At 59.4% G+C, this 25,749-nt stretch carries 32 protein-coding genes and 2 pseudogenes; 15 read left to right on the top strand and 19 right to left on the bottom strand.

The features are described 5' to 3' along the window. On the bottom strand, positions 1-229 hold a 229-nt coding region (locus tag EV286_RS27675; protein WP_132960453.1), incomplete at its 3' end, for a co-chaperone GroES. A 275-nt stretch (positions 230-504) separates the two neighbouring features. On the opposite strand from EV286_RS27675, the gene EV286_RS27670 reads away from it, so the two are divergent. The 6 genes from EV286_RS27670 to EV286_RS27650 all read left to right on the top strand — a co-directional run bounded on the left by EV286_RS27670 (position 505) and on the right by EV286_RS27650 (position 3,463). Beyond that, positions 505-777, top strand: coding sequence for an usg protein (locus tag EV286_RS27670; RefSeq protein WP_113297428.1), 273 nt, complete (start codon positions 505-507; stop codon positions 775-777). Positions 778-875: 98 nt separating this feature from the next. After that, on the top strand, positions 876-1,166 hold the full coding sequence (locus tag EV286_RS27665; RefSeq protein ID WP_113297429.1) for a hypothetical protein: 291 nt from the start codon (positions 876-878) through the stop codon (positions 1,164-1,166). Positions 1,167-1,208: 42 nt separating this feature from the next. Then, positions 1,209-1,583, top strand: coding sequence for a PAS domain-containing protein (locus EV286_RS32590; protein WP_245500851.1), 375 nt, complete (start codon positions 1,209-1,211; stop codon positions 1,581-1,583). After that, a complete protein-coding gene (locus EV286_RS32585; protein WP_245500854.1) occupies positions 1,486-1,878 on the top strand; it encodes an HWE histidine kinase domain-containing protein in 393 nt (130 codons plus the stop codon). Before EV286_RS32590 ends, EV286_RS32585 begins: the two co-directional genes overlap by 98 nt. A 419-nt stretch (positions 1,879-2,297) precedes the next feature. Then, positions 2,298-2,498 (top strand): hypothetical protein, encoded by a 201-nt coding sequence (locus EV286_RS27655; RefSeq protein ID WP_113300427.1) that lies wholly within the window; start codon positions 2,298-2,300, stop codon positions 2,496-2,498. Positions 2,499-2,563: 65 nt separating this feature from the next. Beyond that, the gene (locus EV286_RS27650; RefSeq protein ID WP_132960452.1) at positions 2,564-3,463 is read left to right on the top strand and encodes a cytochrome c; all 900 of its coding nucleotides are present in this window, start codon (positions 2,564-2,566) and stop codon (positions 3,461-3,463) included. A 2-nt stretch (positions 3,464-3,465) separates the two neighbouring features. Here the strand turns inward: EV286_RS27650 and EV286_RS27645 are convergent, their stop codons facing one another. The 14 genes and pseudogenes from EV286_RS27645 to EV286_RS27585 form a co-directional block, all read right to left on the bottom strand. Then, on the bottom strand, positions 3,466-3,882 hold the full coding sequence (locus tag EV286_RS27645; protein WP_132960451.1) for a c-type cytochrome: 417 nt from the start codon (positions 3,880-3,882) through the stop codon (positions 3,466-3,468). Further along, positions 3,875-4,753 (bottom strand): cytochrome c oxidase assembly protein, encoded by an 879-nt coding sequence (locus tag EV286_RS27640; RefSeq protein WP_132960450.1) that lies wholly within the window; start codon positions 4,751-4,753, stop codon positions 3,875-3,877. The genes EV286_RS27645 and EV286_RS27640 overlap by 8 nt, the downstream gene beginning before the upstream one ends. Continuing rightward, complete coding sequence (locus EV286_RS27635) at positions 4,741-5,049, bottom strand: hypothetical protein (RefSeq protein WP_132960449.1); 309 nt, start codon at positions 5,047-5,049, stop codon at positions 4,741-4,743. Before EV286_RS27635 ends, EV286_RS27640 begins: the two co-directional genes overlap by 13 nt. Further along, a complete protein-coding gene (locus EV286_RS27630) occupies positions 5,046-5,648 on the bottom strand; it encodes a cytochrome c oxidase subunit 3 (protein ID WP_132960448.1) in 603 nt (200 codons plus the stop codon). Before EV286_RS27630 ends, EV286_RS27635 begins: the two co-directional genes overlap by 4 nt. Continuing rightward, a complete protein-coding gene (ctaD, locus tag EV286_RS27625; protein ID WP_132960447.1) occupies positions 5,645-7,558 on the bottom strand; it encodes a cytochrome c oxidase subunit I in 1,914 nt (637 codons plus the stop codon). The genes EV286_RS27630 and ctaD overlap by 4 nt, the downstream gene beginning before the upstream one ends. Further along, complete coding sequence (gene coxB, locus EV286_RS27620; RefSeq protein WP_132960446.1) at positions 7,555-8,544, bottom strand: cytochrome c oxidase subunit II; 990 nt, start codon at positions 8,542-8,544, stop codon at positions 7,555-7,557. Before coxB ends, ctaD begins: the two co-directional genes overlap by 4 nt. Next, positions 8,541-9,053 (bottom strand): c-type cytochrome, encoded by a 513-nt coding sequence (locus tag EV286_RS27615; protein WP_245500853.1) that lies wholly within the window; start codon positions 9,051-9,053, stop codon positions 8,541-8,543. The genes coxB and EV286_RS27615 overlap by 4 nt, the downstream gene beginning before the upstream one ends. Positions 9,054-9,160: 107 nt before the next feature. Continuing rightward, positions 9,161-11,557, bottom strand: coding sequence for an FdhF/YdeP family oxidoreductase (locus EV286_RS27610; RefSeq protein ID WP_132960445.1), 2,397 nt, complete (start codon positions 11,555-11,557; stop codon positions 9,161-9,163). Between the two features lie 122 nt (positions 11,558-11,679). Continuing rightward, complete coding sequence (locus EV286_RS27605) at positions 11,680-11,877, bottom strand: hypothetical protein (protein WP_132960467.1); 198 nt, start codon at positions 11,875-11,877, stop codon at positions 11,680-11,682. A 35-nt stretch (positions 11,878-11,912) separates the two neighbouring features. Beyond that, complete coding sequence (locus EV286_RS27600) at positions 11,913-12,353, bottom strand: hypothetical protein (RefSeq protein ID WP_245500850.1); 441 nt, start codon at positions 12,351-12,353, stop codon at positions 11,913-11,915. Positions 12,354-12,405: 52 nt separating this feature from the next. Next, positions 12,406-12,467 (bottom strand): annotated as a pseudogene (locus tag EV286_RS32825) (DUF2934 domain-containing protein); the annotation flags it as partial. A gap of 50 nt (positions 12,468-12,517) precedes the next feature. After that, positions 12,518-13,045, bottom strand: a complete 528-nt coding sequence (locus tag EV286_RS27595) for a DUF4142 domain-containing protein (RefSeq protein WP_132960443.1) — start codon at positions 13,043-13,045, stop codon at positions 12,518-12,520. 128 nt (positions 13,046-13,173) lie between these two features. Next, positions 13,174-13,470 carry a DUF3175 domain-containing protein gene (locus EV286_RS27590; RefSeq protein WP_132960442.1) on the bottom strand — a complete coding sequence of 99 codons (297 nt, stop codon included), beginning with the start codon at positions 13,468-13,470 and terminating at the stop codon, positions 13,174-13,176. Between the two features lie 51 nt (positions 13,471-13,521). After that, complete coding sequence (locus EV286_RS27585) at positions 13,522-13,836, bottom strand: plasmid stabilization protein (protein WP_132960441.1); 315 nt, start codon at positions 13,834-13,836, stop codon at positions 13,522-13,524. Positions 13,837-14,071: 235 nt separating this feature from the next. Between EV286_RS27585 and EV286_RS27580 the strand changes: the two are divergent. Next, positions 14,072-15,860, top strand: a pseudogene (locus EV286_RS27580) (thiamine pyrophosphate-requiring protein). 63 nt (positions 15,861-15,923) lie between these two features. On the opposite strand, the gene EV286_RS27575 reads toward EV286_RS27580, so the two are convergent. Then, entirely contained in the window at positions 15,924-16,280 is a 357-nt protein-coding gene (locus EV286_RS27575) for a response regulator (RefSeq protein ID WP_132960440.1), read from the bottom strand. A 115-nt stretch (positions 16,281-16,395) separates the two neighbouring features. On the opposite strand from EV286_RS27575, the gene EV286_RS27570 reads away from it, so the two are divergent. Both EV286_RS27570 and EV286_RS27565 read left to right on the top strand, forming a co-directional pair. Then, positions 16,396-16,752 (top strand): response regulator, encoded by a 357-nt coding sequence (locus EV286_RS27570; protein WP_132960439.1) that lies wholly within the window; start codon positions 16,396-16,398, stop codon positions 16,750-16,752. 10 nt (positions 16,753-16,762) lie between these two features. Further along, positions 16,763-17,338 carry a cysteine hydrolase gene (locus EV286_RS27565; RefSeq protein WP_132960438.1) on the top strand — a complete coding sequence of 192 codons (576 nt, stop codon included), beginning with the start codon at positions 16,763-16,765 and terminating at the stop codon, positions 17,336-17,338. On the opposite strand, the gene EV286_RS27560 is transcribed toward EV286_RS27565, so the two are convergent. Then, entirely contained in the window at positions 17,335-17,670 is a 336-nt protein-coding gene (locus EV286_RS27560) for a low affinity iron permease family protein (protein ID WP_132960437.1), read from the bottom strand. The genes EV286_RS27565 and EV286_RS27560 overlap by 4 nt on opposite strands. Positions 17,671-17,793: 123 nt before the next feature. Here EV286_RS27560 and EV286_RS27555 point away from each other — a divergent pair, with 123 nt between their 5' ends. The 6 genes from EV286_RS27555 (at position 17,794) to EV286_RS27530 (ending at position 22,477) form a co-directional block, all read left to right on the top strand. After that, positions 17,794-18,963 carry a zinc-dependent alcohol dehydrogenase gene (locus tag EV286_RS27555; protein WP_132960436.1) on the top strand — a complete coding sequence of 390 codons (1,170 nt, stop codon included), beginning with the start codon at positions 17,794-17,796 and terminating at the stop codon, positions 18,961-18,963. 17 nt (positions 18,964-18,980) lie between these two features. Next, positions 18,981-19,781 (top strand): SDR family NAD(P)-dependent oxidoreductase, encoded by an 801-nt coding sequence (locus EV286_RS27550; protein WP_132960466.1) that lies wholly within the window; start codon positions 18,981-18,983, stop codon positions 19,779-19,781. Positions 19,782-20,233: 452 nt separating this feature from the next. Continuing rightward, positions 20,234-20,470: a 30S ribosomal protein S21 gene (gene rpsU, locus EV286_RS27545; protein WP_132960435.1), complete on the top strand. Its 237-nt coding sequence runs from the start codon at positions 20,234-20,236 to the stop codon at positions 20,468-20,470. 54 nt (positions 20,471-20,524) lie between these two features. Further along, complete coding sequence (locus tag EV286_RS27540) at positions 20,525-20,719, top strand: hypothetical protein (RefSeq protein ID WP_112445837.1); 195 nt, start codon at positions 20,525-20,527, stop codon at positions 20,717-20,719. 26 nt (positions 20,720-20,745) lie between these two features. Next, complete coding sequence (locus EV286_RS27535) at positions 20,746-21,330, top strand: alpha-ketoglutarate-dependent dioxygenase AlkB (protein WP_132960434.1); 585 nt, start codon at positions 20,746-20,748, stop codon at positions 21,328-21,330. Positions 21,331-21,454: 124 nt separating this feature from the next. After that, a complete protein-coding gene (locus tag EV286_RS27530) occupies positions 21,455-22,477 on the top strand; it encodes a PAS domain-containing protein (RefSeq protein WP_132960433.1) in 1,023 nt (340 codons plus the stop codon). 115 nt (positions 22,478-22,592) lie between these two features. Here EV286_RS27530 and catE read toward each other — a convergent pair whose 3' ends face one another. Then, positions 22,593-24,740, bottom strand: coding sequence for a catalase C (gene catE, locus EV286_RS27525; protein ID WP_132960432.1), 2,148 nt, complete (start codon positions 24,738-24,740; stop codon positions 22,593-22,595). 90 nt (positions 24,741-24,830) lie between these two features. Next, entirely contained in the window at positions 24,831-25,337 is a 507-nt protein-coding gene (locus EV286_RS27520; protein ID WP_132960431.1) for a ferritin-like domain-containing protein, read from the bottom strand. Positions 25,338-25,749 lie beyond the last annotated feature (412 nt).

Here is a 25,749-nt window from a genome sequence, read left to right as displayed (position 1 = left end):
TCTTGATTTCGGTGCCGGACCATTTGCCGAACAGAATGCGGTCGCCAGCCTTGACGTCGAGCGCCTGGATCTGGCCGGCCTCGTTGCGTGCACCAAGACCGACGGCGACGACTTCGCCTTCCTGCGGCTTTTCCTTGGCAGTGTCAGGGATGATGATCCCACCCTTGGTCTTTTCTTCGGATTCGACCCGGCGGACAAGAATGCGATCATGAAGCGGTCGGAACGACATGTTTTCCTCCATTGGACAAAAAGATGACGCAAAATCCCCTGCCGGACCGGGTGACCAATCCGGACGGGTGCGAACCTCATCTGAGCGTTCGCGGGGAAAATTTATTTTCGAGATTTTTTGATTTCAAGAGGGTCGGCAAGAAAAATTAGCACTCTACCCCGGCGGCTGCTAACATGCTGGAGAGGAACGATAAACGCCTTCGAAGGTTTAAGAAAACCGTTGATGGATGCATGATTTTTTGCCACCTTTGGCAGTGTCATGAAACGGAGATGAGCATGCAATTCTCGTCGGATTTCGAGCGTCAGCTTAACGGCTACGGCCTCACCACCGCGCACATCCTCTACCGCATTCCTGATTTCGAATCCGTGCTGCAGACCTATGTCTGGCAGGACTACGATCTGGCTCCCGATTTTCCGGAAATGCATAAATTCCTCGACTTCTGGCGCGCCAGCCTCGACGGGCCGCTGCATTCCGTCCGCTACAGCCATCAGCGTCTGATAGGGCCAAACGAATGGCGTCGTCTCGAAGGCGAGTTCAGGCTTAACTAAGCTCTTGAAACGGAAATTTTCGCTTCCTAGCTCTTTGCGCGATCGAGGCTCCGATGAGCTCGGTCACTATCACACGTCTATCCGGAGTGAGATCGAGAATGGAAGAGAAGATCAAAGTCATCGAAGACCTCAGCATCGAGGAGCGCGAAGAGGTCTTTGCCGATATCGCGCATGTCCTGGAGGCAGCTGCACGCGAGGCATATGTCGAAGGCAACCGCCATTTTGCCGCGCTTTCCGCCAATATGGCACAGGCGATCTTCATCAATGCTGACGAACTGGCGCGTGACGACGTGCGTAAAGCCGAGCGCGTGTTACAGCAAGCAACCGCCATGATCTCGCAGTTCAAGGCCGTGCATCCTTATCGTATGGTGAGCCACGCGCGCCACTAGAGGTGTGAAACCGCTAGGCTTCTGATGCCGTCTCAATCCTGAATGAAGACCAATGTTGTGACGGCGATATCGGTTTCGGCGCTCCGGGGTGAGGATGGCCGGATCCGACAAGTTGGGTTCATTGCCATCGACATCTCGGCAAGCAAGAATGCGCAGGAGGCTGAACGCCACCTGGCTGCCATCATCGAGTCCTCGAATGACGCGATCCTTGGCATCGATCTCGACTTGACGATTACCAGCTGGAATGCCCCCGCCGAGAAGCTTTACGGTATTGACTGGCGAGCTCAATCATCGCGTGAAGAACTTCTTTGCCACCGTCATCGCAATCTCGAAACAGACCCTGGGGCGGGAGGGGACGGGGCAGGACGAAGTAGACGCCTTCCGGGAACGGCTGACCTCTATGGCGAAGGCGCATGATCTCCTTACACATCGAGACTGGCAGCGCGCCGATCTTTCAGCGCTGGTGAGCAAGTCCTGGAGCCCTATCCCGCAGAATGTTTCGAGATCGAAGGCATCCCTGTGCTTCTGCCGCAGAAGGCAGTCGTCTCGTTTTCTTTGGCTATCCACGAGCTCGCGACGAATGCTGCAAAGTACGGCGCATTGTCGGTTGCTCAACGCAAGATCTCGATCTCCTGGCGGTTTGGCGACGGTGATGAGAGCACGAAAGCAAGGCTACATTTCAGGTGGGCAGAACACGGTGGTCCCGCAGTGAAGCCCCCAACGAAAGGGTTTCGGATCGCGTCTGGTTGAGAGGCTTCTTGCCGCCGAGCTGAACGGCCGGTCGACAATCAGTTACAACCCCGCCGGGGTCGTCTGCGACATCGACGCGGTGCTGGATATAGATGCATGATCAGCAGACGATCCGGCTGAGTGGCGACGACGGGTGCCTCGCGCATCGGCCGTCGCCCCAGGTCCACCGCGAGCTCAAGGAGCGCTTCTTGGTACGCTTTGGCTTCAGATCTGTGAATCCCTGAATTCGAGAATTTTTGGCCGGTTGCCACTCCCGGCAGTCGTAAGTTGGTAGTCTACCGGCTGAACCCCTGCAGGACACAGTCAAAACGCGCTGCGGCGGGGGACGATGGAACTTTCATTTCCTGCCTCAGTTAGCTTCGATCATAGGAGGAAGCGAACATGGGTATGAATTCACCAAAGGACGGGGCTCCGGGCACGACGGATCAGTCACCACGCTGGGAAGGTCCCCAGGAAAATACGCCGAGGGGCTACCTTCGCGCGAAGGACGATCCCGACCAGGACCGGGATGCCAATGGCGAAAGCAACAGCGACCCTGAGGTCAAGAAGGTTTCTGACGCTTTCAAGACGAAAGACGACTGATCTTGGCACACTCGGGAGCTACGCGACCCCGGACTGTGAATGTTGCCCCGGCCACGCTCGGGAAAATGGCTTTCGTCGCCATTCTGTGCGGCGGCACCGCGGTTGCGGCCGGCTGGAATATAAGCGCAGCTCGCCCGCCGTTCTCGCAAGGCGATCCGCAGTTCGAGGGTGCCGCTGACGCGGTGCACGGGCAACTGATCTTCGCGGCCGGCGGTTGTGCGTCCTGCCATGCGACCCCTGGCCAACCCGATCGACTGCGGCTTGGAGGCGGCATGGCGCTCGGCTCACCGTTCGGCACCTTTCGGCCGCCTAACATTTCTCCGGATCCGGTGGACGGAATTGGCAGATGGACCCCCGTCGATCTGGCGAACGCGCTCGTCGGCGGTGTGTCGCCTGAGCGTGAGCATTATTATCCTGCTTTTCCCTATACGAGCTTCACTGGAATGACGGCCGGCGACATCCGGGATCTCTACGCGTATCTCATGACGCTTCCGAAAGTCTCGGGACGGGCACCACCGCATCACCCTTCGATTCTGTTTCGCATTCGCCGGTTCGTCGGATTCTGGAAGCTGCTGTTTTTTCGGGAGGGTCAATCGGAGGCCCGGCTGAGTGGCGAGCCGATCCATGATCGCGGCGCTTATCTTGTCGAGAGCATATCCCACTGCGCCGAATGCCACTCCAGTCGGAACGTCTTCGGTGCCATCAAACCCGACACCCGGTTTGCCGGAGGAGTCGATCCGCAAGGGACGGGGTTCGTGCCCAATATCACGCAGCAAGACCTGGGCAAGTCGAGCGAGCAAGACATTTCAACGATGCTAAAAACAGGCGACACGCCTGACCATGGCCGTGTCGGATCGTCGATGGCCGACGTTGTGACCAACACGGCCATGCTGCCCGACAGCGATCGTGATGCGATTGCGCGCTACATCAAGGCCCTCCCGGCCTTGCCGACGCCCGAACCCTAACCTCAATGTGCGTAGAGGTAGGCGGCAAGGTCCTTGGCTTCCTGTTCTGAGATGCCGGTGTTCGGCATCGCGGTCTGTGGCGAAAAGCTCTGCGGCGAAACGATCCATGCAACAAGGTTGTCGGAGCGGTTTTCCAGCACGCCGGCGATATAGACGTGTTTGGATAACCTGATGAGTGGCGCGCCGGTTTGGCCGTCCGCCCCCGGTATGCCCGGAATGGTATGGCAACCCGAACAGCCATAGCGACGAAAGAGTGCGGGAGCGCGCGCCGGATCGCCACCGGTCAGCGCCACAGCTGCGGCCGTCCTTGTCTGACTGTCGCGTATTGTATTGGTAACCACAAAGGCGCTCAGCCCGGCAGCAACAGCGGCGGCAAGCCAGACTATGGGGCGAGGGGCCAAGCCGGCAACATCAGGCATTTCGCGCTCCTCTCTCGCTGGAACCGCGGATCCAGAGCGCCAGCATCGTCATCGCCGCAGCTGCATAGATGGTACCGGCCGGCACCCACATGATCATGCCGGCCAGTTGCTGATCCTCCAGGGGTGTCAGCCCCCAGGCAGAAGCGGTTTGCGTCTGGGCGATATAGAGAACGCGCGGTGCCAGCGCCATCAAGGCGCCGAGGATGCTCGTGTGTAACATCGTCAGGAACATGTGCCAGGCAGCGGCGCCGTAGTCGCTTTTCCAAACGACCGCCCACCAGAACAGGACCGCCGTTGCAAAAAAACTGAGGTGCTGGAGGCGATGCATAGAGGTATTGGTCACCGCAGCGTCGAACAGGAAGGGCAGGTGCCAGCCCCAGATGGCGACACCATGGATGACGGTGGCGCTGGTCGCTCCCGTGCTCCAGTCCCATGACCGCCGGATGAGAGGAGTTCGCATGGCAGCGCCTAAGCCACGACGCGCTCGTTTTGGCAGACCCCATAGAAGGAGGCCGACCGGCCTTGCAAGCACGATCAACGGCGCCGAGACCGCCATGACGATCTCATGCTCGATCATGTGGAATGTAAAGAGGTGTTCTCCGAGCCAGTGGAGCGGCGAGATCAGCGCGCCCGCCAAAGTCAGCATGCCGCCATAGAAGAAAAGGCTTTGGCGGTGCATCGCTCCGAGTCGGCGCGCCCGACCTGAAAGCCTCACGATGCCGAACGTGTAGAGTGCGCTTATCACCGCGATTGGTAGCACGATCAACGGATCGAATGTCCAAACCGACGCAGCCGTATGAGGATCGTCTCCATGGGCCAGCGCCGGAGCGGCCATCATCAGTGAGATCAAGGTGCAGATCAGCGCTGACATGGGTCCAGCAGCATCGACGCCGCTCCCTGCAATACCAGCGCAAAAACAAAGGCGGAGGCGATCAGAAATCCCGCATCGATGACAAACCGCTCAGTCCGGCCCACTCGTCTTGGCGCGAGACGAGAGGCAGCAGCTCCTGCAATCGAAATCAACGAGAGGGCCGAGCAAAGGGCGGGTGTCCAAACCATCTGTCGACGGCAATCGAGGTAGGGGGTGATCTGCCCAAGCTGTGTCCCCACGGCCCAGGCCAGCGGCGGGACGGCAAGTCCGCAATATCGCATCCAGGTTCTTGTCATAGGCGCGGTATCCAGTAGAGACAGACATACATCGGCAACCAGGTCGCCACGACGAAGTTCCAATACATCGCGTTGTCGTTGACATCACCGTAGCGGCGGGGATTGTCGCCATGCCTGGAAAACATCAGGCACATCAGCACCAGCGTGTCGATCAGGTCGGTCAGAATATGGGTCGTGTGCAGTCCAAGCATCACCCAAACGATCGACCCGTAGGCATTCTGGTCCCACGAGACGTGCATCGCCGGAAATTCGAAGATACGAACGATGAGCGGCGCCACCCCTAGCAGGGACATGATGATCAGTCCGACACGGACCTTCACCAAATGCTGCTGCCGTGCCCAGCGGGCAATCAGGACGTTGGGAAGCAGGCTGGCAATCAGCAACGCCGTCAAGGCCGTTCCGGGCAGCAGATCGGGGGGCGGTGCATTCGACGGCCAGTGCGGTGCCAGGCTCATGAGGTAGAGGTAGACAACGATCGAAAGCGCAAAGCCTGTTCCCTCGATCAGCATGAAGGCAAGCGTTCCCCACCAGGTCAGGCTTGCGGTGCCAAGCCCATGCGGGGGCAGTTTCGTGAGATCGAGTACGACGGATTGTTTCATGCGTCGTCCTCCGGAGTGCCTTTCGGCCAGAACCATCCGATCAGGGCAATCGACACAGGGATCGATCCCCAGACGACTGCCCAGGGAGTGAAGATCGACCAGATCAACAGCACCGTGGTTGCGAGTGCCGACCAGAGCGGCCAGATAGAGTTGTCAGGTGACGACTCGCGCGCCTCTGGAAGCGCGTCGACGACACTGCTGACGATCAATTCGCGGCGGTCGACCGACAGGCCGGAGGCAACGCGAAGCGTTTCTGATTTCTCTGACAAGGGCGCGAGACTACTGACCACCGGCAAGCGCGAGAAATTATAGGATGGCGGCGGCGACGAGGTCGACCATTCGAGCGTCGATGCGTCCCAGGGATTGTCAGGCGCGGCCGCACCGGAGACGGCGCTACGGATGGCATCGATAAAGAACAGCAGGAAACCCGCCGCAAGGATCACGGCACTCAGGCTAACGAACATGTTCAAGCCAGACCACGGCATTTCCGGCTGATAGGTATAGATGCGGCGCGGCATGCCCTGCAGCCCGAGGATATGCATAGGAAAGAAGGTCAGGTTGAAGCCGGTAAAGATCAGGCCGAACGCCCAGCGACCGAGCCTCTCGCTCATCATTCGGCCGGTGATCTTTGGGAACCAGTAATAAATCGCCCCGAGCAGCGGAAAGACCGCGCCGCCGACCAGAACGTAGTGGAAATGCGCAACCACGAAATAGGTGTCGTGAACCTGCGTGTCGAAGGGAACGGAGGCCACCATGACCCCGGTCATCCCGCCAATGACGAATATTACCATGAAGCCGATGACGAACAGGAACGGGGTCTTAAACACCGGTCTGCCGGCCCACATCGTCGCCAGCCAGCAGAAGATCTGCAGACCAGCAGGAATGGCGATCGCCATGCTCGACGCCGTAAAGAAGCTTTCGCCGAGACGCGGCAGCCCGGCGACGAACATGTGATGCACCCAGAGCCCGAAGGCCAGAACCCCGGTCGCTACCAGGGCCATCACCATGGCGAGGTAGCCGAACACGGGGCGCCGCGTAAAGGTCGCGACGATCGTCGAGACCATACCGACCGCTGGCAGGAAGATGATGTAGACCTCCGGGTGGCCGAAGAACCAGAACAGGTGCTGCCACAGCAATACGTCGCCGCCCTCGGCCGGATTGAAGAAGTGGGTGCCGACAAGCCGGTCGAGGATCAGCGCCGAGCTGGCGATCATGATCGCTGGCATCGCCATGATGATCAGAAACGATGTGACCAGCATCGACCAGACGAACAATGGGATGCGGTCGAGCGACATGCCGGGTGCGCGTTGCTTGAAAACGGTGACGACGATCTCGACCGCGACGGCCAGCGCCGAGACTTCGGTAAACGTGATCATCTGCGCCCAAATGTCGGCGCGTTTTCCAGCAGCATATTGCGGTCCAGATAGCGGCACGTAGGCAAACCAGCCGACGTCAGGGCCGGTATCGACCGCAAAGGCGATCCACAGCAGCAGCCCGCCGGCCAGATACATCCAGTAGGAGAACGCGTTGAGGCGCGGGAAAGCGATGTTGCGGGTGCCGACCATCAGCGGCACCAGATAGACGGCCATCGCCTCCATCACGGGCACGGCAAACAGAAACATCATGTTGGTGCCGTGCATGGTGAATATCTGATTGTAGCGATCCGGACCAATGAACCGCGCTTCGGGCTCGGATAGTTGCAGCCGCATCGCCATCGCCAGGATTCCACCGAGCGCCAGGAACACGAAGGCCGTCACGATGTAGCGGCGGCCGATGATTTTATGGTCGACGGTCGAAAGGGCGCCCCACAATCCCCTGGGTGTCGACCAGGTCGCTGAAAGACGGTGGTCGAGCTCGATCTCGCCCAATCCGGTATCGCGCAGATCCTGGCCGTCCTCCCTGATGGTCATTTAAGGCTCTCCATATAGGCGGAGATATCCCGCAGCTCGACGCTGGTAAGGGGAACCATCGGCATGTTGTTACCGGGCTTGAGTGTCTGCGGATCGGCAATCCATGCCGCAAGAGACCCGCGTGTGGTTTCATGAAGTCCGGCTGCGATCGTATGACGGCTGCCGATATGGGTCAGGTCGGGGCCGGTGGTGCCGGTGGCCGGAGTACCGCGCACCGTATGGCAGGCAGCACAAGGTTTTGACAGAAAAGCGAGCTTTCCGGCGGCAGCGTCGGGGTCGGTCGGCATCACGCTGTTCCCGCGTTGTGCCGCAATCCAGCGCTGATAGTCCGCCGGCTCATCGGCGATGACCATCATCGCCATATGGGTATGCTGAAGCCCGCAAAATTCGGCGCACTGACCGTGATAGATGCCGGGGCGTTCCGCCCTTAGGAGCAGACTGTTCCTGCGGCCCGGCACGAGATCCTGTTTGCCGGCAAGGCTGGGTACCCAGAACGAATGCACGACATCGGCACTTTCGAGCTGGATCCGAACAGCCTGACCGACCGGGATATGGATTTCGTTGGCAGTCTGGAAGCTGAGCGCCGGATCGGCGTCGGCATAGATGACCTGCCACCACCATTGTTGTGCCCTGACGGTGATCGTCAGCGCTGCGTTTTCCGGCAAACCGATGCCCCGTGTGGTGTAAAAGCTTGCGATCGTCAGACCTGCGATAATGATAACCGTCGCGGCAACGGCACTGCCAACGATCATCGTCAAGGGCCGTTCACGGGGCTCGCCGCTGTCGTCGGACCGTTTCCGCAGCAGTGCCCAGCCGAGCACGATCATGACCAGGAGCCAGACGACCGTGCAGATGACGGTTATGCCGATGATCAGGTGCTCGATATGGATCGCGGGAGCGCCCTGGGGATGCAATGCCGACTGGTTGCCGCTGCAGCCAGCGACAGCAGCAATGATCGGCAGCAGAAGGATGCGGGCCGCTCTCAAGGGGAGGGTCCCTGGTCTGGATGGACGCCGACCGGTCCTTCGTTGAACAGGATCTTCGCCGGCGCCCGGTTTTCGGCCGGCCGCGTGTGGCGGTCGTCCCTGCGACCCGTCGCCGCCATTTTGGCCGAATAGGCGCCGATGGTCTGGACATAACCGGCCAGTTGCCAGATTTGTTCGATCGTCATCCGGTCGCGAAAGGCCGGCATGCCGTGCGGCCGGCCATCCCGGATCGACACGACAATCGACACCATCTCCGGACCATACAGCCACCAACCGTCGAGGAAGGACGGACCTATGTTTCCGCGCCCGTCGCCGTGACAGACTGAACACCCGAACCAGGCATAGAGGCGCTGACCCTGGCTGAGATTATAAGCGTCGCTTTCGTAAGGTTTCCCTTCAGCAAAATAACTCTCGGGCGGCGCGCCACTGATGCCATTGGACATCAGCCGGATTCGGTCAAGATCGGCGGTACCAGGTGGATCGGTACGCAGTTCCCGTGGCTGTCGCATCCAACCGAGCAGGGCGCCCCCGGCGGCCAGTAGAAGAAGGGCTGCCAGATACGGCCACTTTGCGTCCCTGATCCCCCCGAACATCATGTGCTCACCTAGCGGCCCCCTCAATCATGTGGGATTTCCGCCGATCGGCTGAGACGCACCGGAAGGAGCTTGTAAGATGGGGTCTTTGATTTCGGATCATGGTGAGCCAGCGGGAAGAGCGGGTTCGTCTCAGGATAATACGCCCCGCAACAGCCCCTGGGAATATCGTAGGGAACGATCCGCAACCCCGTCACTCTGCGGACGTTGTTGGCATCGATCGCGGTGCTCACATCCACGCTCTCGCCGTCCGTGAAACCCAACCGAACGATATCCTCCGGGTTCATGAAGACCACCTTCCGCGTGCCTTCGACACCGCGAAAGCGGTCGCTATACCCGTAGATCGTGGTATTGAACTGGTCGTTCGACCGGAGAGTCGCAAGGTGGAGCACGTCGGTACTCTGCGCCGTCGAAAAGTCCGGAAACAGTTTCTCCGGCGTCAGGAAGTTCGCCTTGCCGCTCTTCGTCACCCATTTGCGTTCGCGCGCCGGCAGCGGTCTCACGAATCCACCCGGCGTAAACAGTCGTTTGTTGAAATCCTTGAACGTTTCCGGATAGGTTTGCTCGATCGCATCGCGGATCTCCGCGTAATTCCCGACCCAGCTGTCCCAGGGAACCTTGGTTTTGCCGAGTGTCGCCTTGGCGATGCCGGCAACGATTGCCGGCTCCGAAAGGAGCTCCGGGCTTGCCGGTTTCGTCTTGCCGCGCGACCCGTGGAAATGGGCGATGGAACTCTCCATCGATACGGCCTGCGGGCCACTCGCCTGCTCGTCCAGTTCGATGCGACCGAGGCAGGGCAGCAGATAAGCAATTTCGCCATGAACCACGTGGCTGCGATTGAGCTTGGTGGCGATCTGCACGCTAAGCTGCAGCCTACGCCACCCTTCTTCCATGGCAGTCGTGTCGGGGACGGCTCTTAGGAAATTGCCGCCGAGACTAATGAAGGCTCGCGAGTGCCCGCTCATGATCGCCTCACAGGTCTCGACTGTCGAGCGGCCCGTCCACCGCGGCGGTTCGAAGCCGTAGAGTTCAGAGAGCTTATCGAGCGGCGCCAGGCCCGGTTTCTCGGTAATGCCGACGGTGCGCTGTCCCTGGACGTTGGAGTGACCGCGGACCGCACAGATATTGGCGCCGGGCTTGCCGATATTGCCGCGCAACAGTGCCAGATTGCAGACCATGTGGACGTTCTGCACACCCATGAGCTGTTGCGTCAAACCCATGCCATAAACCAGCATCACCGCCTCGGATTTGGCGTAGGTGGCCGCTGCCCGCGTCATCTCATCACGGCTGAGGCCCGAAACCCGCTCCAGCTCCTCCCACCGATGGCCGCGTGCGGCGTTGGCGAATTCCTCGAAGCCGGTGGTGTGCTCCTTGATGAAGTCATGGTCGAGGACATGCTTCTTGTCGGCCGCCGCAATCGAGGCCGCAAAGGCAACCATTGCAGCGTTGTCTGGATCCTTTGGTTTGCCGTCGTCACCGGCGACACGGCTTTCCCCGGAAGCCCGCAACGCATCGTCGGCTTCGATCAACGCCTTGCAGACACCGAAGAGAGCGGCAATGTCGCCGCCATTGTTGACCTGATAATATTCAGAGGAAATCTTCGTTTCATTGCCGGTGAGCATCTGCGTCGGCGACTGCGGGTTGACGAACCGCTCAAGGCCGCGTTCACGCAACAGATTGAAGGTGACGATCTTGACGCCGCGATCGACGGCATCCTGGAGATCGTGCAGCAAGCGCGGCGACGACGTACCAACGTTCTGCGCGATGTGGAAGATGCAGTCGGTATTCTGGAAGTCCGAAAGGACGGCTGTTCCAACAGCGGCCCCGATGCTTTCCGGAAGAGCGACCGATGAGCTCTCGTGACACATGTTGGAGCTGTCGGGCATGTTGTTGCTGCCGTACATGCGCGCAAACAGCTGGTACATGTAACTCGTTTCGAGCGATGCCCGACCCGACGTGTAGAAATCGACCTGATGCGGGTCGAGAGCGCGTAGCTCCCGACCGATCTCTTCGAACGCCTCGGCCCAGGTGACCGGAACATATCGATCGGTGGCTGCGTCCCAGCGCATCGGATGCGTCAAACGACCTTGTTCCTCGAGGTCGTGATCGTCCCAAAGCTCCAGTTCGGAAAGAGGATATTTGTCGAAGAATGCCTGGTCGGCCCGTTTTGATGTGATCTCCCAGGCCGTCGCTTTTGCACCGTTTTCGCAGAATTCGAGCGGATGGGTTTTCGCCGGCTTCGCCCAGGCGCAACTCACGCACATATAGCCTTCCGGCTTGTTCTGCGTCGATAGCAGCTTGGGCCCACGCAGCGCCACATGCTCTTTCAGAGCGATCTCGGCGACGGATTTTGCAGAACCCCATCCGCCCGCAGGTCCGGAGTAGGGTTTGATTTTGGGAGAGCGTGTTTTCGACGTCATGGATGCCTCAAGCGATACGACGAGGCGAGCCATCTCGGTTGAGGCTCCCCGGTCACACTAAACCTTCGATGTCGCACCATGTTCCGGCCTGCGCCGGAAGGGCGCAGCTCTGCTTCTCAGCTCTATCCTTGACACTCGCCCTCGTTCATGTCGCGCTCGTCGTAATTGATGTCCCAGTCCTTGGTGTCTTTGCCCTTGCCCGGCGTTTTCTTGTTAACCGTCGCGTCGTCGGAATGGGTGATCACGCGCGGCTTGGCACTGCTGACACCGTTGTTGGTGCCACCTGCATGGTTGCTTTCGGACTGCCCTCTGGCGTCCATTGCAATCTGCGCTTTGGACGATCTGCCATTTGTTGTCATGATCGGGCTCCTGGGCGGTCGGACCGGCGGTTTCTCACATCCTCCTCACCCTGCGTCTCGCCCACTGCGCGGCGCAGTCCCTTTTCAGCCTCTCGAGCCAGACGCGTGCGACGCCGGGAGGCGGTCGGATTATCCGCAGCGCGAGAAGCATCCGTTTCAGCTGGAACCGTCTCGAGATCATTATTTCCGAGTGCCCCCCATGACGGATCCCATTCGACGCCTTCTGTCAGCTCCACGAAGATCGGCTTGCCGCTACCTCCATTGTGGGATTGGGCCAGATCGAAAGCAGCCTCCGGCTCCATCTCCTCACCAGGAAATATCGAATCGTCTTCGCCGGTCTCGGCGATCTTGCGGACATATCCGCGAACTTGATCGCCGGAACGATAGAACTTGATCACCAGTGACCCGGCAGACGCCGCGCAAGCAGAGTAAAGCATGTAGTGAGCTCCTTCGCCGGTAGCGCTGGCCTCGCCGTCTGCCGCCTGATACCAGTGCGCAAGATCCCGTCCTACCGGCCGCCCCTCGCTTTCCCAGATCTGATAGGCGCGCAGTCTTCTTTCCTTTCGTCGATCATGACTTGCCTCCTGACTTTTTCACAGCACTACTTGTTGAGGTCCTTTGCCATCATCAGATGGTGTTCCAGAGCCGGACGCGTACTGGCGGCCCACGCTTTCAAATCGGCATTGTCGCCTTCGTCGCCATACCGCTTGAACAGATCGACCGCATCTTCATGCACGGACTCCTGATCAGAGTGGTATTGCTTGTTGAAGTCGGCGCCCTGAAGGCCGTTCAACTTGTCGAGCATGCTTTGCTGACTGGATGTCATCGCTGCCGGAAGCGGTGCTTTGACCTTGCCGCTGGTCACCAAGCCCTTTAGTTCATCCGTGGTTTTCTGGTGATCGGAGACCATCTGCTCGGCAAAGGCTTTCGTTGCTTCGTCACCACGCTCCAGGGCAAGCTTGCTCGACGCGATCTCGAATATGTCGCTTGTCGCAGCCTCCTGGACGAAATCCTCGGTTTTGGGCGCAACACCGATCAGGGAGTTGACGCCGGTCTTTTCCGCCGCAGACTGTGCGAATGCCGGACCTGCGAGCGCTACGGCCAGTGATAAAATAGCGAGCTGTTTCATAGGAATCTCCTGGATTGATTTCGGCATAAAAACGGATTTTCGACCTGAGTGTTCCGCAGAAATTCGGTCCGCGGCGCATCGTTCAAAATCGCCGTGTCGGTCCTAGCGCAGGCATCAGCCGACGCTCTTTAGCGTTTCGGCTGCTTGCCAAAGTCCTTGCGCAACTCGTCCTTGGCGCGATTGAGGGTCGCTAGACGTGATCGTGACAGCTGCTTGCCGGCACGATTGATATAGAAGGTGAGCATCGACATCGCAGACTGGAAAGGGCTGGCTTTTCGCCGGGGGCTTTCCTCCGCGGAATGCTTGAGCGAATCCGCGATCTTCTTGGCGCTGCGCTGCTTGAAGACCCGGCCTTCGAGGTCCATCGCATCGCTGTTGTCGGTCACGTCCTGCGACCATTTCTGCTTGGGTTTCTTTTTCGGCATCGGATCCTCCGCCTGGGAAGCGGCGCCCTGGGTCGGGCGCCGTATCAGGGGTCAATGATGGGCGTGGTGCTCATTGCGTTTGCGAGTGGCAGCGGCCTTTTTGGCCGAAGCGGAACGCTCTTCCTTCGTCCGCGAGGCAGCAGCGGCACCTCCCTTGCGCCCTCCCTTTTCGGAGGACTCATGGTTTTCGGCATGACCGCGACCGGACCCGGACTTCTTGCCACCGCCGCTTTCCTTGTTGACGGTGGCCCAGGCGCGGCGCTCGGCTTCCTTTTCAGAAACGCCACGATCTTCGTAGCCTTCCTCGATATGCTCGGCCGTGCGCTTCTGCTTGTCGGTATAGGCGGACTTGTCACCCTGGGGCATGGAACATCTCCTTGACTGGCATGAGATTTGACGCAGGGAAAACTGTGGTTTTCGACCAAAGTTCCGCTGGCTTTGAATTGTGATCGCGTCTCTGCGACCGACGCTCAGGACGTCCGGATCGAACCGCTCCAGATCGGCTCTTCAGAGCAGAAGAGATCTGCCGCAATTGCGGAACCAACACCCGGAAACAAGGGTTTGTTCAGACCTATTTTGATGTGACCCAAGAGGCATCGATATGACACAGACAGTCGGCGATTTCGTCGTTTCCCGTCTTCACGTCTGGGGCGTGCGCCGCATGTTCGGCTATCCCGGCGATGGCATCAACGGCGTCTTCGGCGCGCTAAACCGTGCCGGCGACAAGATCGAGTTCATCCAGTCACGCCATGAGGAGATGCCCGCGTTCATGGCGTCTGCCTACGCGAAATTTTCCGGCGAGCTCGGCGTCTGTATCGCGACCTCAGGCCCAGGGGCGGCACATCGTAACCGGCATGAATGATGCCCGCGCCGACCATCAGCCGCTTCTGGCGATCGTCGGGCAACAGGCGCGCGGCGCGCTTGGCGGGCATTATCAGCAGGAGGTCGATCTCGCCGCCCTTTTCAAGGATGTCGCCAGAGCTTTCGTCCATCAGGCCTCCACGCCTGCGCAAGTCCGACATCTTGTCGATCGTGCGGTGCGGATCGCGCTGGCGAACAGGACGGTGACGGCATTGATATTGCCCAACGACTTGCAGGAAATGCCTTATGAAGAACCGGCGCGGGCGCACGGAACCCTCCATTCCGGCTTCGGCTATCGGGCACCCAAGATCGTGCCATATCAAGAGGACCTGCAAGCCGCAGCGGATGTCCTCAACGCCGGCGAAAAGGTTGCCATCCTGGTTGGTGCCGGCGCGCTCGGCGCGACCGACGAGGTGGTCGCCATCGCCGATCGGCTAGGGGCAGGGGCTGCCAAGGCGCTACTCGGGAAAGCCGTTCTTCCGGATACTTTGCCCTGGGTTACCGGGTCGATCGGTCTTCTTGGAACCGAGCCCTCCTGGGACCTGATGCGCGACTGCGACACGTTGTTGATGATCGGTTCCGGCTTTCCATATGCGGAGTTTCTGCCCGAGGAAGGACAGGCGAAGGCGGTCCAGATCGATATCCAGCCGGGCATGCTCTCGCTGCGCTATCCCATGGACGTCAATCTCGTCGGCGACGCCAAGGAAACGCTGAACGCATTGCTTCCCCTGCTTGAGCAAAAAGATAGCAAATGGCGCAACCGCGTAGAAAAGAACGTCGCCGCCTGGTGGAAGCTCCTTGAGGAACGCGCCCACGCTGAAGCCAATCCCGTCAATCCGCAACTGGTCGCTTGGGAGCTGTCGTCACGCCTGCCTGACAATGTCATCTTGACGAGCGATTCCGGCTCGTGTGCAAACTGGTATGCGCGCGATATCAAGATTAGGCCCGGGATGATGGCGTCCCTTTCGGGCGGACTGGCATCGATGGGCGCCGCCGTTCCCTATGCCATCGCCGCTAAATATGCCCATCCAGACCGACCGGTGATCGGTCTCGTCGGCGACGGCGCCATGCAGATGAACAACATGGCAGAGCTGATCACCGTTTCAAAATACTGGAGAGACTGGGCCGACCACCGCTTCATCATCTGCGTCTTCAATAACGAGGATCTCAATCAGGTGACCTGGGAGCAGCGGGTCATGGAGGGTGATCCGAAGTTCGAGGCCTCGCAAGGCATTCCAAACGTGCCATACCACCGGTTCGCCGAACTCATCGGCCTCAAAGGTCTGTTTGTCGATCGCCCGGAAAACCTGGGGCCTGCCTGGGAGGAAGCGCTTGCCTCCGACCGTCCCGTGCTACTCGAAGTCAAGACTGACCCCGAAGTCCCGCCGATGCCGCCGCATCTGACGTTCGAGCAGGTCAAGAACCTCACGTCGGCGCTGGTAAAAGGTGATCCCAATGAAGGAGGCATTATCCGCGGCACGGTGCGGCAGGTATTGAGCTCAGTGCTTCCCGGAAAGAGCGACGGGTAGTGTTTATGAGACCACGTCCTGGCACGGCCATCTGGCACCTCAATCGATGGATCTGTGCAGAGGCTATTCCGTTTGTAGAGCTCGGGTAACGGCCGCAATGACCTGGTCGGGCGAGGCCGGTTTTCCGAGCATTTCGCCCTTGCCGAAGACCGGCTCGTTTTCGATCAGCGAATCCGGTTCTCCGGAGTAGACGACAAAGGGAACGCCAAGATCTGAAAGGCGTCGAACGACGGTGGTGCAGATCGCGTCCGACAGTCGCGGGTCGATGATCGCGGCGACTGGTGTGTGGGCGTCCAACCAGGCCGAGGCGTCCTTGCACGTCGAAAGTGTCACATGGTCTCGATGGCCGCTTTCAACCAGCGTCTCCTCAAGGTCCAGCGCGATAAACGGTTCGTCTTCGAGGATGAGGATCGTGGACATATGAATCTCCTGACACCGCCATACGTACATATGAGGCCGGGGCTGTAAAAAGTGGCTCCGGAACTTGTGCCGCCGACGGGAATTTTGCCGTAGAATTGTAAAATTAGGAAGTAGCATGAAGCGGAAAGTCCTGGTCGTCGAAGACGAACCCCTCTTGCTTCTGGCCGCCGTGGATCTGGTCGAAGAAGCCGGGTTCGAGGCGCTTGAGGCATCGAACGCTGCGGATGCGGTGCCGATCCTGGAGACTGTCCCAGAAGTCTGTATACTCTTCACCGATATCGACATGCCGGGCGGGATGGACGGCCTGAACCTCGCCGTATCCGTCCGCGACTGCTGGCCGCCGATGGAGATCATCGTGGGCTCCGGCATGAAAATGCCGCGCCCAGACGACCTGCCGTCGCGAGGCGTATTTTTCGCCAAACCCTGTGACTCAATTGCTGTCACAAAAACGCTTGTGGCGATGGCTGCGTAGGGAGACCCGAATGAGAGGGCCCTGGATCCATCTCTGCATCGACATGCAACGGATCTTTGGAGAGGAAACGCCCTGGCACGTGCCGTGGATGAAGGAAGTTTGTGCGCAAATCGAGGAACTTGCAGGGCGCTTCCCGGAGCGCACCATCTTCACCCGGTTCATTACCCCCTCGCGCTCCAGTGACATGCCCGGCATGTGGCGGGTTTATTATGAAAAGTGGTCGCAAATGACGCGCGAGCGTCTAGACCCCCAGATGCTCGATCTTCTGCCCATCCTGCAACGACTGGTCCCTCCCGCGCGCGTTTTTGACAAGATGACCTATTCGCCGTGGATGGGCGGCACGCTTCATGGGATACTTTCGGCCGAGGGCGTCGGCACCGTGGTTTTGACCGGCGGCGAGACTGACGTCTGCGTTCTATCGGCGGCACTAGGAGCAATCGACCTGGGTTACCAGGTTGTTGTCCTTCGTGACGCCGTCTGTTCCGGCGCCGACGACACTCATGATGCGTCGCTCGAACTGCTGGGCGACCGTTTTTCGGTGCAGCTCGAACTCCTCATGACGGAGGAGTTTTTGCAATCCGTCTAACCCCAATTCCCGTCGATCTCATGCGCTTCACGCTGCTCTGCGCCGATCATTCGGTTGCGTTGGCCATCGGTTGAACGGATTAGTTCGTCAGCCTTGGCCCGGAGCGCTCGCATGTCTCGGTTCTGGAAATGCTGCATCAGAAGCAGGAGGAGCAAAACGACAAGCGTGCAGAGCAGGTTCGTGAGAAGAAACCATTCCTCCGGAAAATCAAGCCCGACACCGACCGCGCACCAGCACGCTGCCACCAAGACCGCAGCCGCGACATCATGACGATGTCCCGCGAGTGCAACGGCTCTCTCTGATATCCGAAGAAATCGTGATCGTCCGGCCATGGGCGGAGAATGCGCAGGCTACCTCCAGGTTCGCGCACTTACACCCATTCAAAAAGGGAACAACTTCTGGAAGTCGTGGTTTCCGTCGCAGGACTGCAATGATCGCCCCCGCGGGAGGAAGACATGAAAGCATTAACCTGGCACGGCAAGCACGACATCCGCTGCGAAAGCGTCCCCGATCCGAAAATCGAGGAAGGTCGCGATGCGATCATCAAGGTTACAGCCTGTGCAATCTGTGGCTCCGACCTTCACCTCTATAACGGCATCATGCCGGACATGCACAGCGGCGACATCATGGGACACGAAACCATGGGCGAGGTTGTCGAGGTCGGCAAGGACAATAAGAAGCTAAAGGTCGGCGACCGCGTGGTCGTTCCCTTCACCATCTCCTGCGGCGAATGCTTCTTCTGCAAACGCGGGTTCTTTTCTGGCTGCGAACGAAGCAATCCCGATCCATCGAAAGCGAAGAAGCTTTGGGGAAGCTCACCTGCGGGGCTGTTCGGCTACACGCATCTGCTCGGCGGCTATAGCGGCGGGCAAGCGGAATATCTCCGCGTGCCCTATGCCGATGTCGGTCCGATCAAAGTGCCCGAGGGACTGACCGACGAGCAGGTTCTGTTCCTGTCCGATATCTTCCCGACTGGCTACATGGCGGCCGATTTCTGCAACATCCAGCCGGGTGATACGATCGCCATCTGGGGCTGCGGTCCCGTCGGACAGATGGCGATCAAGTCCGCGTTCATTCTCGGCGCCGAGCGGGTCATCGCCATCGACACTGTTCCGGAAAGGTTAGCGCTTGCCGAAAAGTCCGGAGCGATCACGCTCGATTTCATGGACAAGGATATTTACGACAGAATCATGGAGCTGACCAACGGCCGCGGTGCAGACGCCTGTATTGACGCCGTCGGAACTGAAGCCGAGCCCTCCGCAAGCTGGGATTCGCGGCTCGATCGCATCAAGGTCGCGACCTTTATGGGCACTGATCGGCCGCATGTGCTGCGTCAGGCGATCCACTGCTGCCGTAACTTCGGCACGGTCTCGATCGTCGGCGTTTACGGCGGCTTCCTCGACAAAATCCCGATGGGCTCGGCGATCAACCGGGGCCTGACCTTCCGCATGGCCCAGACGCCGGTTCAGCATTATCTGCCGCTTTTGATGGAGCGTATCCAGAACGGCGAGATCGATCCGTCCTTCATCATCACCCACCGGGCCACACTCGAAGAAGGCCCCGATCTCTACAAGACATTCCGCGACAAACAGGACGGCTGCATCAAGGTCGTTCTGAAACCCTGAGGAAGAGGAGCATGATCATGGGAAGCGCACAACAGAAAACCGGCCTTGCCGTCGTCACCGGCGCCTCGAGCGGTATTGGTTTTGAACTCGCAAAGATCGCTGCGTCGAAGGGCTACGACCTGATCATCGCTGCCGACGAGGAGGAGATCAAGGACGCGGCGGCGGAACTCCGCCGGATGGGAGCAAACGTCGATGCTGTCGTCACGGACCTCTCGACTGTCGAGGGCGTCGATCGGCTTGCCGAGAGCATCGAGGCCGACGGCCGTTCCGTCGATCTGCTGCTCGCAAATGCCGGGCGGGGGCTGGGCAAGGGCTTCCTCGACCAGGACTTCGCAGAGGCTCGCAGGGTCATCGATACCAACGTCGTCGGTACGGTCTATCTGATCCAGCAGATCGGCAACCAGATGCGGGCAAGGGGCGCTGGCAAAATCCTCATCACCGGATCGATCGCCGGGTTCATTCCGGGCAGTTATCAAGCCGTCTATAACGGCAGCAAGGCTTTCCTCAACAGCTTCTCGTTTGCCCTTCGCAACGAGCTCCAGGATACCGGCGTGACCGTCTCGTGCTTGATGCCGGGCCCGACGGACACGCGCTTCTTCGAGCGCGCCGATATGCTGGATACGGACGTCGGCCAGGCCGAGAAGGACGATCCGGCCGACGTTGCCAAGGTCGGGTTCGATGCCATGATGGATGGGGCGGGCGATGTGGTGGCCGGTTGGAAGAACAAATTCCAAGCGGCGATGGCCAACGTCACGCCGGCGTCAGTTCTGGCAGCTCAGCATGCGAAGATGGCGGCGCCGGGAACGGCAAAGAACTGAGCAGACGCCAACTGCTCGGCTTCGGGAGGTCTGGTGCAATTGAGGGCCTCACCTGATTGAGGCTCCCTGCCGCTTTCGCTGGAGCTACATTCCTCGGAAGATTGTAATAGTCATTGCGAATCCCCATATGCGAGACTTGCTGAGCAAGCCCTAGGGTTTGTCTGCAGGGTTTGCCTGCAGCAGCAAACGCTTGCCCTCCATGTTTTGTGACGGGCGAATCCCAATCAAATTGATGATGCCAGCCGGCTGGCCGGCAAAGGAAACCCATTGAACACAACAAACATCGCTTCCGCGCCCGCGGCGGCGAAGCCGCGCGAGCGCGATGAGGCCGTCACTCGGCCGACAGAGAATAGGAAAATCTCTCCCTGTCTCCTCACCCGTCGCGAACTGCAGGAGCTGATCGCTGAGCAGCTCGGCTGACGGGAGAAGGCTGGATCAAAAAGGAGAATTCGATGCAAGTGCTCGTCAGAGACAACAATGTCGACCAGGCCCTCAGAGTGCTGAAGAAGAAGATGCAGCGCGAAGGGCTGTTTCGAGAAATGAAGGAACGGCGCGCTTACGAAAAGCCGTCTGAACGGCGCGTGCGGGAAAAGGCGCACGCAATCAGCCGCCACCGAAAGGCCGCACGTAAGAAGATCCAGCGCGAAGGCCTGATCGCCGCGCCAAAGCGGAAAGCCTCCGTGCGTTAGTACATTCGAAATCGCTCTGCCATGGGCGGAGCGGGATTCCGTGAAGGGTAAAAGATGGAAGAGCTTACCAGCATAACAATTTCCGAAGAGCGCCTGGAGGATTGTCGTGACGTCATCGAACCCGAATTGCAGGATTTGATCCGGGATGCGCTGCGGGCGGGTTTCTCGCGCGAAGAAATCCTGATTGCGGTCAGCGAACTGGTCGCCGAGGACTTTGCGACCGTGATGAAAACGCCGAGCGTGCATTGAGACGACAGGTAGCTTGAGAACCAGATATGAGCGAGATGGAACAGCATGACCTCTTCGGCGCGATCGAGCCGGCACTTCCGGACGGTTTTCGCTATGCACCCGATGTCGTCCCCGACGATCTGCAGCAGGCGCTTCTCGAAAAGATGCCTGGGCTGCCGTTTAAAGCTTTCGACTTCCACGGTTTCGAGGGCAAACGCAGGACAGTTTCGTATGGCTGGAAATACGACTTCGATACGGAGCGTGTCCGAAAAGGCGAAGACATCCCGCCGTTTCTTTTTCCCGTCCGCGCGATGGCAGGCAGTTTCGCTGGAATCGACCCCAACCGGTTGGAACAGGCCTTGGTGACCGAATATGGTCCCGGCGCTCCGATCGGTTGGCACAAAGACAAATTCGTCTTCGGTCGCGTGGTCGGTATTTCGCTTCTCTCACCCTGCACGTTCAGACTAAGGCGGCGCCAGGGCGGCAAGTGGCAGCGCAGCTCGGTCATAGTCGAACCAGGATCGGCCTATGTGATGGCCGGCGAGGCCAGGACCCTTTGGGAGCATTCTATCCCACCGGTCGATCAGCTTCGTTATTCGATCACCTTCCGCGAACTAAACAGCGCGGCATGAGGTCGGCGTGCAGCGGGCATATTACGGCGTCAGCTATTCCCAAGCCGGATCGCCATTCATCTGCACAGTGAAACCTTTACCCGACAAAGATGTTACCTGCTCACCGAGACAATGAGGTAAGCAGTTGGCAGTATCAGAGACCCCGGTCCACGGTGATCAGCCGACCGTCGCATCCCCTACGGGCCAGCGGGATCACAAGGAGCTTAGCGCGGCAGCGTTCGAGCGCACCAGGATGCCGATGGTCGTTGCCGACGCAAGACAACCCGAATATCCGATCGTTCTCGCCAACCAGGCATTCCTCGATCTGACAGGTTATGCAGCGGACGAGATCGTCGGTCGAAACTGCAGGTTCCTGCAAGGGACGGGGACCTCGCCTGCTGCAGTGGCCGAAGTCCGTTACGCGTTGACGGCCGGCAAGGGCGTGGATGTAGAGCTTCTGAATTACAAGAAGGACGGGTCTTCGTTTTGGAACCAGCTCCACGTTAGCCCTATCCTCGACGACGACGGAGAAGTCGCTTATTTCTTCGCGTCTCAGATCGACGTGACGAAGTACCGAAAAGTCCAAGCGCTGGAAGCCTCTGAACATCGGCTGCTGATGGAAGTCGACCATCGAGCCAAAAATGTTCTCGCGATCGTCGACAGTATCGTGCGGCTCAGCAACGCTGATAATCCTGCGGCCTACGCCTCCGCCGTACAGGAGCGTGTTCAATCGCTGGCGCGGGCGCACGCGCTGCTGTCCGAGAACTCCTGGAAGGCGATCGACATACGAAATGTCATCGAGGCGCAGATCTCACGCTATCCAAACAGCCACATCACAATGAGTGAACCAGAGTATCTCGTTGTTCCCGAAGCCGTCCAGCCGCTGTCGCTGGTCATCCACGAGCTCGCCGTAAACGCCGTAACCCATGGAGCTCTGTCACGGCACGGTCACGGACGTCTCGCGATAGCGTGGGAGCCAAGCCCGGAGGACGGTCGCCTCATCATGATATGGACCGAAAGTGGGGGTGCTCCCAGGCCGCAGGAGCTAATCAAAGGCTTCGGAACCATTATCGTTGGAGCGCTTATCGAAAAACAACTTCGAGGCTCGATTACCCGCGATTGGCGAGACGACAGCCTGGCGGTCACGCTCGAAATACGGCCCGGCTAGGTGTCAACCATGGGTACCGGCTCCGAGCGTGCGTGCTGCCGAGGCGTTTTGTAGCATTGAAAGGTGATCGGAGAGGTGAAAGCGCGTGGAATTGCTCCCACGCACTGTTTCAATGTTATTTGATCGGAGGCGATGCCTTGCCGAGCTTGACCGACGGCTCCCTGCCCCAGACACGCAATTTGCCAAGTTCGGCAACGAAGGCGGAAAGTCCTTCTTCCCCCGGCAGGGAAAGAACGCCCTCATCAAGTGAATCGGCAATCCCGGCCTTCTTCAACAGCGGGACTGCTGAGTGATCGTAGCCGATGAACTTGCAGTGCTGGAAGGCGTCCGCCACGAAGTCGCGCGCCGCCGCCTCGTTGACGAGATCCTCTATGGCAGAGGCCGAAGACAGAATGGCAACAGCATCGAACAAAACCGAGGGACCGCCATCGATCATATGATGTACCGCTATCAATGTACCGTCAGACGCCGTCACGCCGCCGACCTTCGGCGCGATCAGTTCGAAGACTGCTTTCTCCTTGGTGATGGCGTCGGTCAACCCCTTCAACAGCTTGGCATCCACACCATCGGTGATCAGAATGCCGAGCTTGCGCCCTTCGAAGCGTTTGGGACCGCGTTCGACGATGCTGAGCGCCGGCGACGGTTCCAGGTCCTGGCGGGTCGGCATCGCCGCATCGGCCGCCTTGGGCATGGACTTGAAGCCGAGCTTCTGCGCAACCGTGGTTGCCAGCGTCTCATCGATGTTCATCAGATGTGAGACCATCCGCTCCCGGATAACGAGTGCTTCGACCTTGCTCAGCTCGAAGGTCAAAGCAGATGCGATGTGGCGCTGCTCGGCGCCTGTCTGGCTGATGTAGAATTGCCGGGCCTGGCTGTAATGGTCGGCAAAGCTTTCCGGGCGCAGGCGTGCCTTGGTGCCCTGTTCATCGGCCGGAAAATGGCGATAACCCCGCGTCGGCGACTCCCGCGGGCCTTCGCCACGCGAGTTCGGCTGATAGTTGGTCCGTCCAACCGGATTGCGCATCGCCATATGGCCGTCCTGCTGGAAGTTGTGCATGGGACACTTCGGCGCATTGATCGGCAGATGCGTGAAGTTCGGGCCGCCAAGTCGCTTCAGCTGCGTATCGAGATAGGAGAAGTTGCGGCCCTGCAGCAGCGGATCGTTGCTGAAATCAATGCCCGGCGGCACGTTCTGGGTCATGAACGCCACCTGCTCGGTTTCCGCGAAGAAATTGTCGGGCATGCGATCGAGCACCAGCCGGCCGATGGCGATCGGTGCGAGGACTTCCTCGGGGATGATCTTGGTCGGATCGAGCACGTCGAAGTCGAAGCTGTCGGCGAAGGCCTGGTCGAAGAGCTGGACCTGCAGCTCCCATTCCGGGAAATTGCCGGACTGGATCGCATTCCATAGATCGCGTCGGTGGAAATCCGGATCGGCTCCGTTGATCTTGACTGCTTCGTTCCAGGCAACCGACTGAAGGCCCAGCTTCGGTTTCCAGTGAAACTTGACGAAGGTGGATTCTTCCTTGGCGTTGACAAGGCGGAAGGTGTGGACACCGAAACCTTCCATGAAGCGAAGCGAACGCGGGATGGTACGGTCCGACATGATCCACATGACCATGTTCATGCTTTCCGGTGTCAGGCTGATGAAGTCCCAGAAATTGTCATGGGCTGTCTGCGCCTGGGGGAACGCCCGGTCCGGCTCCTGTTTTGCGGCATGGATCAGGTCGGGGAATTTGATGGCGTCCTGGATGAAGAAGACCGGGATGTTGTTGCCGACGAGATCCCAGTTGCCTTCCTGCGTATAGATCTTGACGGCGAAACCACGGACGTCGCGCGCCAGATCGGCCGAACCCTTGTTGCCGGCAACGGTGGAGAACCGCACGAAAGCCGGCGTCTTTTCACCCGCCCGCTGGAAAAGGTCGGCTTTGGTGTATTTGGCCAGCGATTCATACGTCTCGAAATAGCCGTGAGCTCCATAACCCCGGGCATGGACGACCCGTTCGGGGATACGTTCGTGATCGAAATGAAAGATCTTCTCGCGGAAGTGGAAGTCGTCAACGACAAGCGGGCCGCGCGGCCCGACACGCAGCGAATTCTGGTCATCGGCCACCGGCCCGCCCTGCGCGGTCGTCAGCACCGGTGTATCGCCTTCCGCAAACTGGTGAAGTTCTCCTCCAGCGCCGCGCTGGAGCTTCTGGTCGTGGATGGTCGCAGTTTCAAGTTTCGGGGCGGGTGACGCCGGAGTGATTTTCTTGGCCATGTGTGGCTCCTGGTGAATGGAGAAGGGTCAGCAGACCGAAAAGCAAAAAGGCCGCCTCGAAGGGCGGCCTGGTGAGTGACAACGGATGTTTTAGCTGGCTTTCCTCTGCGAACCCTTCGGGTTTGCGGAGGCTTCACCAAGGGCGGTTAGCTTCTGGTCGGTGGCAATCTCTTCCTGGAGCGTAGCATCCAGGAGCGGAATGGCATCCTTGAGGCCGAGCTGCTTGGCCCAGGACTTCAGCGTACCGTAGCGAGCGATCTCATAATGTTCGACCGCCTGCGCAGAGGAGATAAGGCCCGCGTCGAGCGCCGCAGTGCCCTTGTACTCCTCCATGATTTCCTCGCCCTCAGCGAGAATGCCCTGGATCGCTTCGCAGGTCTTGCCGCGCGCCGGCTTGCCGATGAGCTCGAAGATCTGTTCGAGGCGTTCGATCTGGCCCTGGGTCTCGTCGCGATGCTGCAGGAAACCGGCCTTGCCTTCTTCGGACTGGGCAGCGCGGGCCATCTTCGGCAGAGCCTTCAGGATCTGCTTTTCGGCGAAGTAGATGTCTTTCAGAGTGTCGAGGAAAAGGTCATTCAAGGTCTTTTCAGTGGCCATGGTTGGGCTCCGATCACAATTTCGAGAGTGGGGACCCGAATAACACCCATGGCGCGTCGAAGTTCCCCTTTGGATCCTTCGAACGTATAAGATCGTAGAAGAATTGGCTCGAGGAGGTGCTCCGGGTGCAGGCGCGCCACTCCACTTTCCATCCTTCCACGTGGTGTTTTCGCTTCCTGGTTACTCCTGATACTGTCGCCGCTTGTACCGGCCCGACCGCACTCTGGCGCCTTATGACCCCGCGCCGAAATCCAGTGTCTGTTGATGATGGGCTGGGTACGTGCCGACTTCCGCTACTCCGGATTTACTGCATTTGCTCGCCGCCTAGCAGGCACGCTCGGTCTTCGGCCTCCTTGCTTAAACGCTCCGGTCTTCACAGTTTTTCGCCAATTTGGCAGCCTGTAGGTTCCTG

This window comes from Rhizobium sp. BK251 (assembly GCF_004345245.1).
Taxonomy (GTDB): domain Bacteria; phylum Pseudomonadota; class Alphaproteobacteria; order Rhizobiales; family Rhizobiaceae; genus Rhizobium.
This window is presented reverse-complemented; position numbering and strand designations above follow the sequence as displayed.

Coding starts and splice junctions, on each gene's coding strand:
- EV286_RS27670 (WP_113297428.1), top strand. CDS start 505: ATGCAATTCTCGTCGGATTTCGAGCGTCAGCTTAACGGCTACGGCCTC.
- EV286_RS27665 (WP_113297429.1), top strand. CDS start 876: ATGGAAGAGAAGATCAAAGTCATCGAAGACCTCAGCATCGAGGAGCGC.
- EV286_RS32590 (WP_245500851.1), top strand. CDS start 1,209: ATGAAGACCAATGTTGTGACGGCGATATCGGTTTCGGCGCTCCGGGGT.
- EV286_RS27655 (WP_113300427.1), top strand. CDS start 2,298: ATGGGTATGAATTCACCAAAGGACGGGGCTCCGGGCACGACGGATCAG.
- EV286_RS27650 (WP_132960452.1), top strand. CDS start 2,564: ATGGCTTTCGTCGCCATTCTGTGCGGCGGCACCGCGGTTGCGGCCGGC.
- EV286_RS27645 (WP_132960451.1), bottom strand. CDS start 3,882: ATGCCTGATGTTGCCGGCTTGGCCCCTCGCCCCATAGTCTGGCTTGCC.
- EV286_RS27640 (WP_132960450.1), bottom strand. CDS start 4,753: ATGTCAGCGCTGATCTGCACCTTGATCTCACTGATGATGGCCGCTCCG.
- EV286_RS27635 (WP_132960449.1), bottom strand. CDS start 5,049: ATGACAAGAACCTGGATGCGATATTGCGGACTTGCCGTCCCGCCGCTG.
- EV286_RS27630 (WP_132960448.1), bottom strand. CDS start 5,648: ATGAAACAATCCGTCGTACTCGATCTCACGAAACTGCCCCCGCATGGG.
- ctaD (WP_132960447.1), bottom strand. CDS start 7,558: ATGACCATCAGGGAGGACGGCCAGGATCTGCGCGATACCGGATTGGGC.
- EV286_RS27615 (WP_245500853.1), bottom strand. CDS start 9,053: ATGCGACAGCCACGGGAACTGCGTACCGATCCACCTGGTACCGCCGAT.
- EV286_RS27610 (WP_132960445.1), bottom strand. CDS start 11,557: ATGACGTCGAAAACACGCTCTCCCAAAATCAAACCCTACTCCGGACCT.
- EV286_RS27605 (WP_132960467.1), bottom strand. CDS start 11,877: ATGGACGCCAGAGGGCAGTCCGAAAGCAACCATGCAGGTGGCACCAAC.
- EV286_RS27600 (WP_245500850.1), bottom strand. CDS start 12,353: ATGCTTTACTCTGCTTGCGCGGCGTCTGCCGGGTCACTGGTGATCAAG.
- EV286_RS27595 (WP_132960443.1), bottom strand. CDS start 13,045: ATGAAACAGCTCGCTATTTTATCACTGGCCGTAGCGCTCGCAGGTCCG.
- EV286_RS27590 (WP_132960442.1), bottom strand. CDS start 13,470: ATGCCGAAAAAGAAACCCAAGCAGAAATGGTCGCAGGACGTGACCGAC.
- EV286_RS27585 (WP_132960441.1), bottom strand. CDS start 13,836: ATGCCCCAGGGTGACAAGTCCGCCTATACCGACAAGCAGAAGCGCACG.
- EV286_RS27575 (WP_132960440.1), bottom strand. CDS start 16,280: ATGTCCACGATCCTCATCCTCGAAGACGAACCGTTTATCGCGCTGGAC.
- EV286_RS27570 (WP_132960439.1), top strand. CDS start 16,396: ATGAAGCGGAAAGTCCTGGTCGTCGAAGACGAACCCCTCTTGCTTCTG.
- EV286_RS27565 (WP_132960438.1), top strand. CDS start 16,763: ATGAGAGGGCCCTGGATCCATCTCTGCATCGACATGCAACGGATCTTT.
- EV286_RS27560 (WP_132960437.1), bottom strand. CDS start 17,670: ATGGCCGGACGATCACGATTTCTTCGGATATCAGAGAGAGCCGTTGCA.
- EV286_RS27555 (WP_132960436.1), top strand. CDS start 17,794: ATGAAAGCATTAACCTGGCACGGCAAGCACGACATCCGCTGCGAAAGC.
- EV286_RS27550 (WP_132960466.1), top strand. CDS start 18,981: ATGGGAAGCGCACAACAGAAAACCGGCCTTGCCGTCGTCACCGGCGCC.
- rpsU (WP_132960435.1), top strand. CDS start 20,234: ATGCAAGTGCTCGTCAGAGACAACAATGTCGACCAGGCCCTCAGAGTG.
- EV286_RS27540 (WP_112445837.1), top strand. CDS start 20,525: ATGGAAGAGCTTACCAGCATAACAATTTCCGAAGAGCGCCTGGAGGAT.
- EV286_RS27535 (WP_132960434.1), top strand. CDS start 20,746: ATGAGCGAGATGGAACAGCATGACCTCTTCGGCGCGATCGAGCCGGCA.
- catE (WP_132960432.1), bottom strand. CDS start 24,740: ATGGCCAAGAAAATCACTCCGGCGTCACCCGCCCCGAAACTTGAAACT.
- EV286_RS27520 (WP_132960431.1), bottom strand. CDS start 25,337: ATGGCCACTGAAAAGACCTTGAATGACCTTTTCCTCGACACTCTGAAA.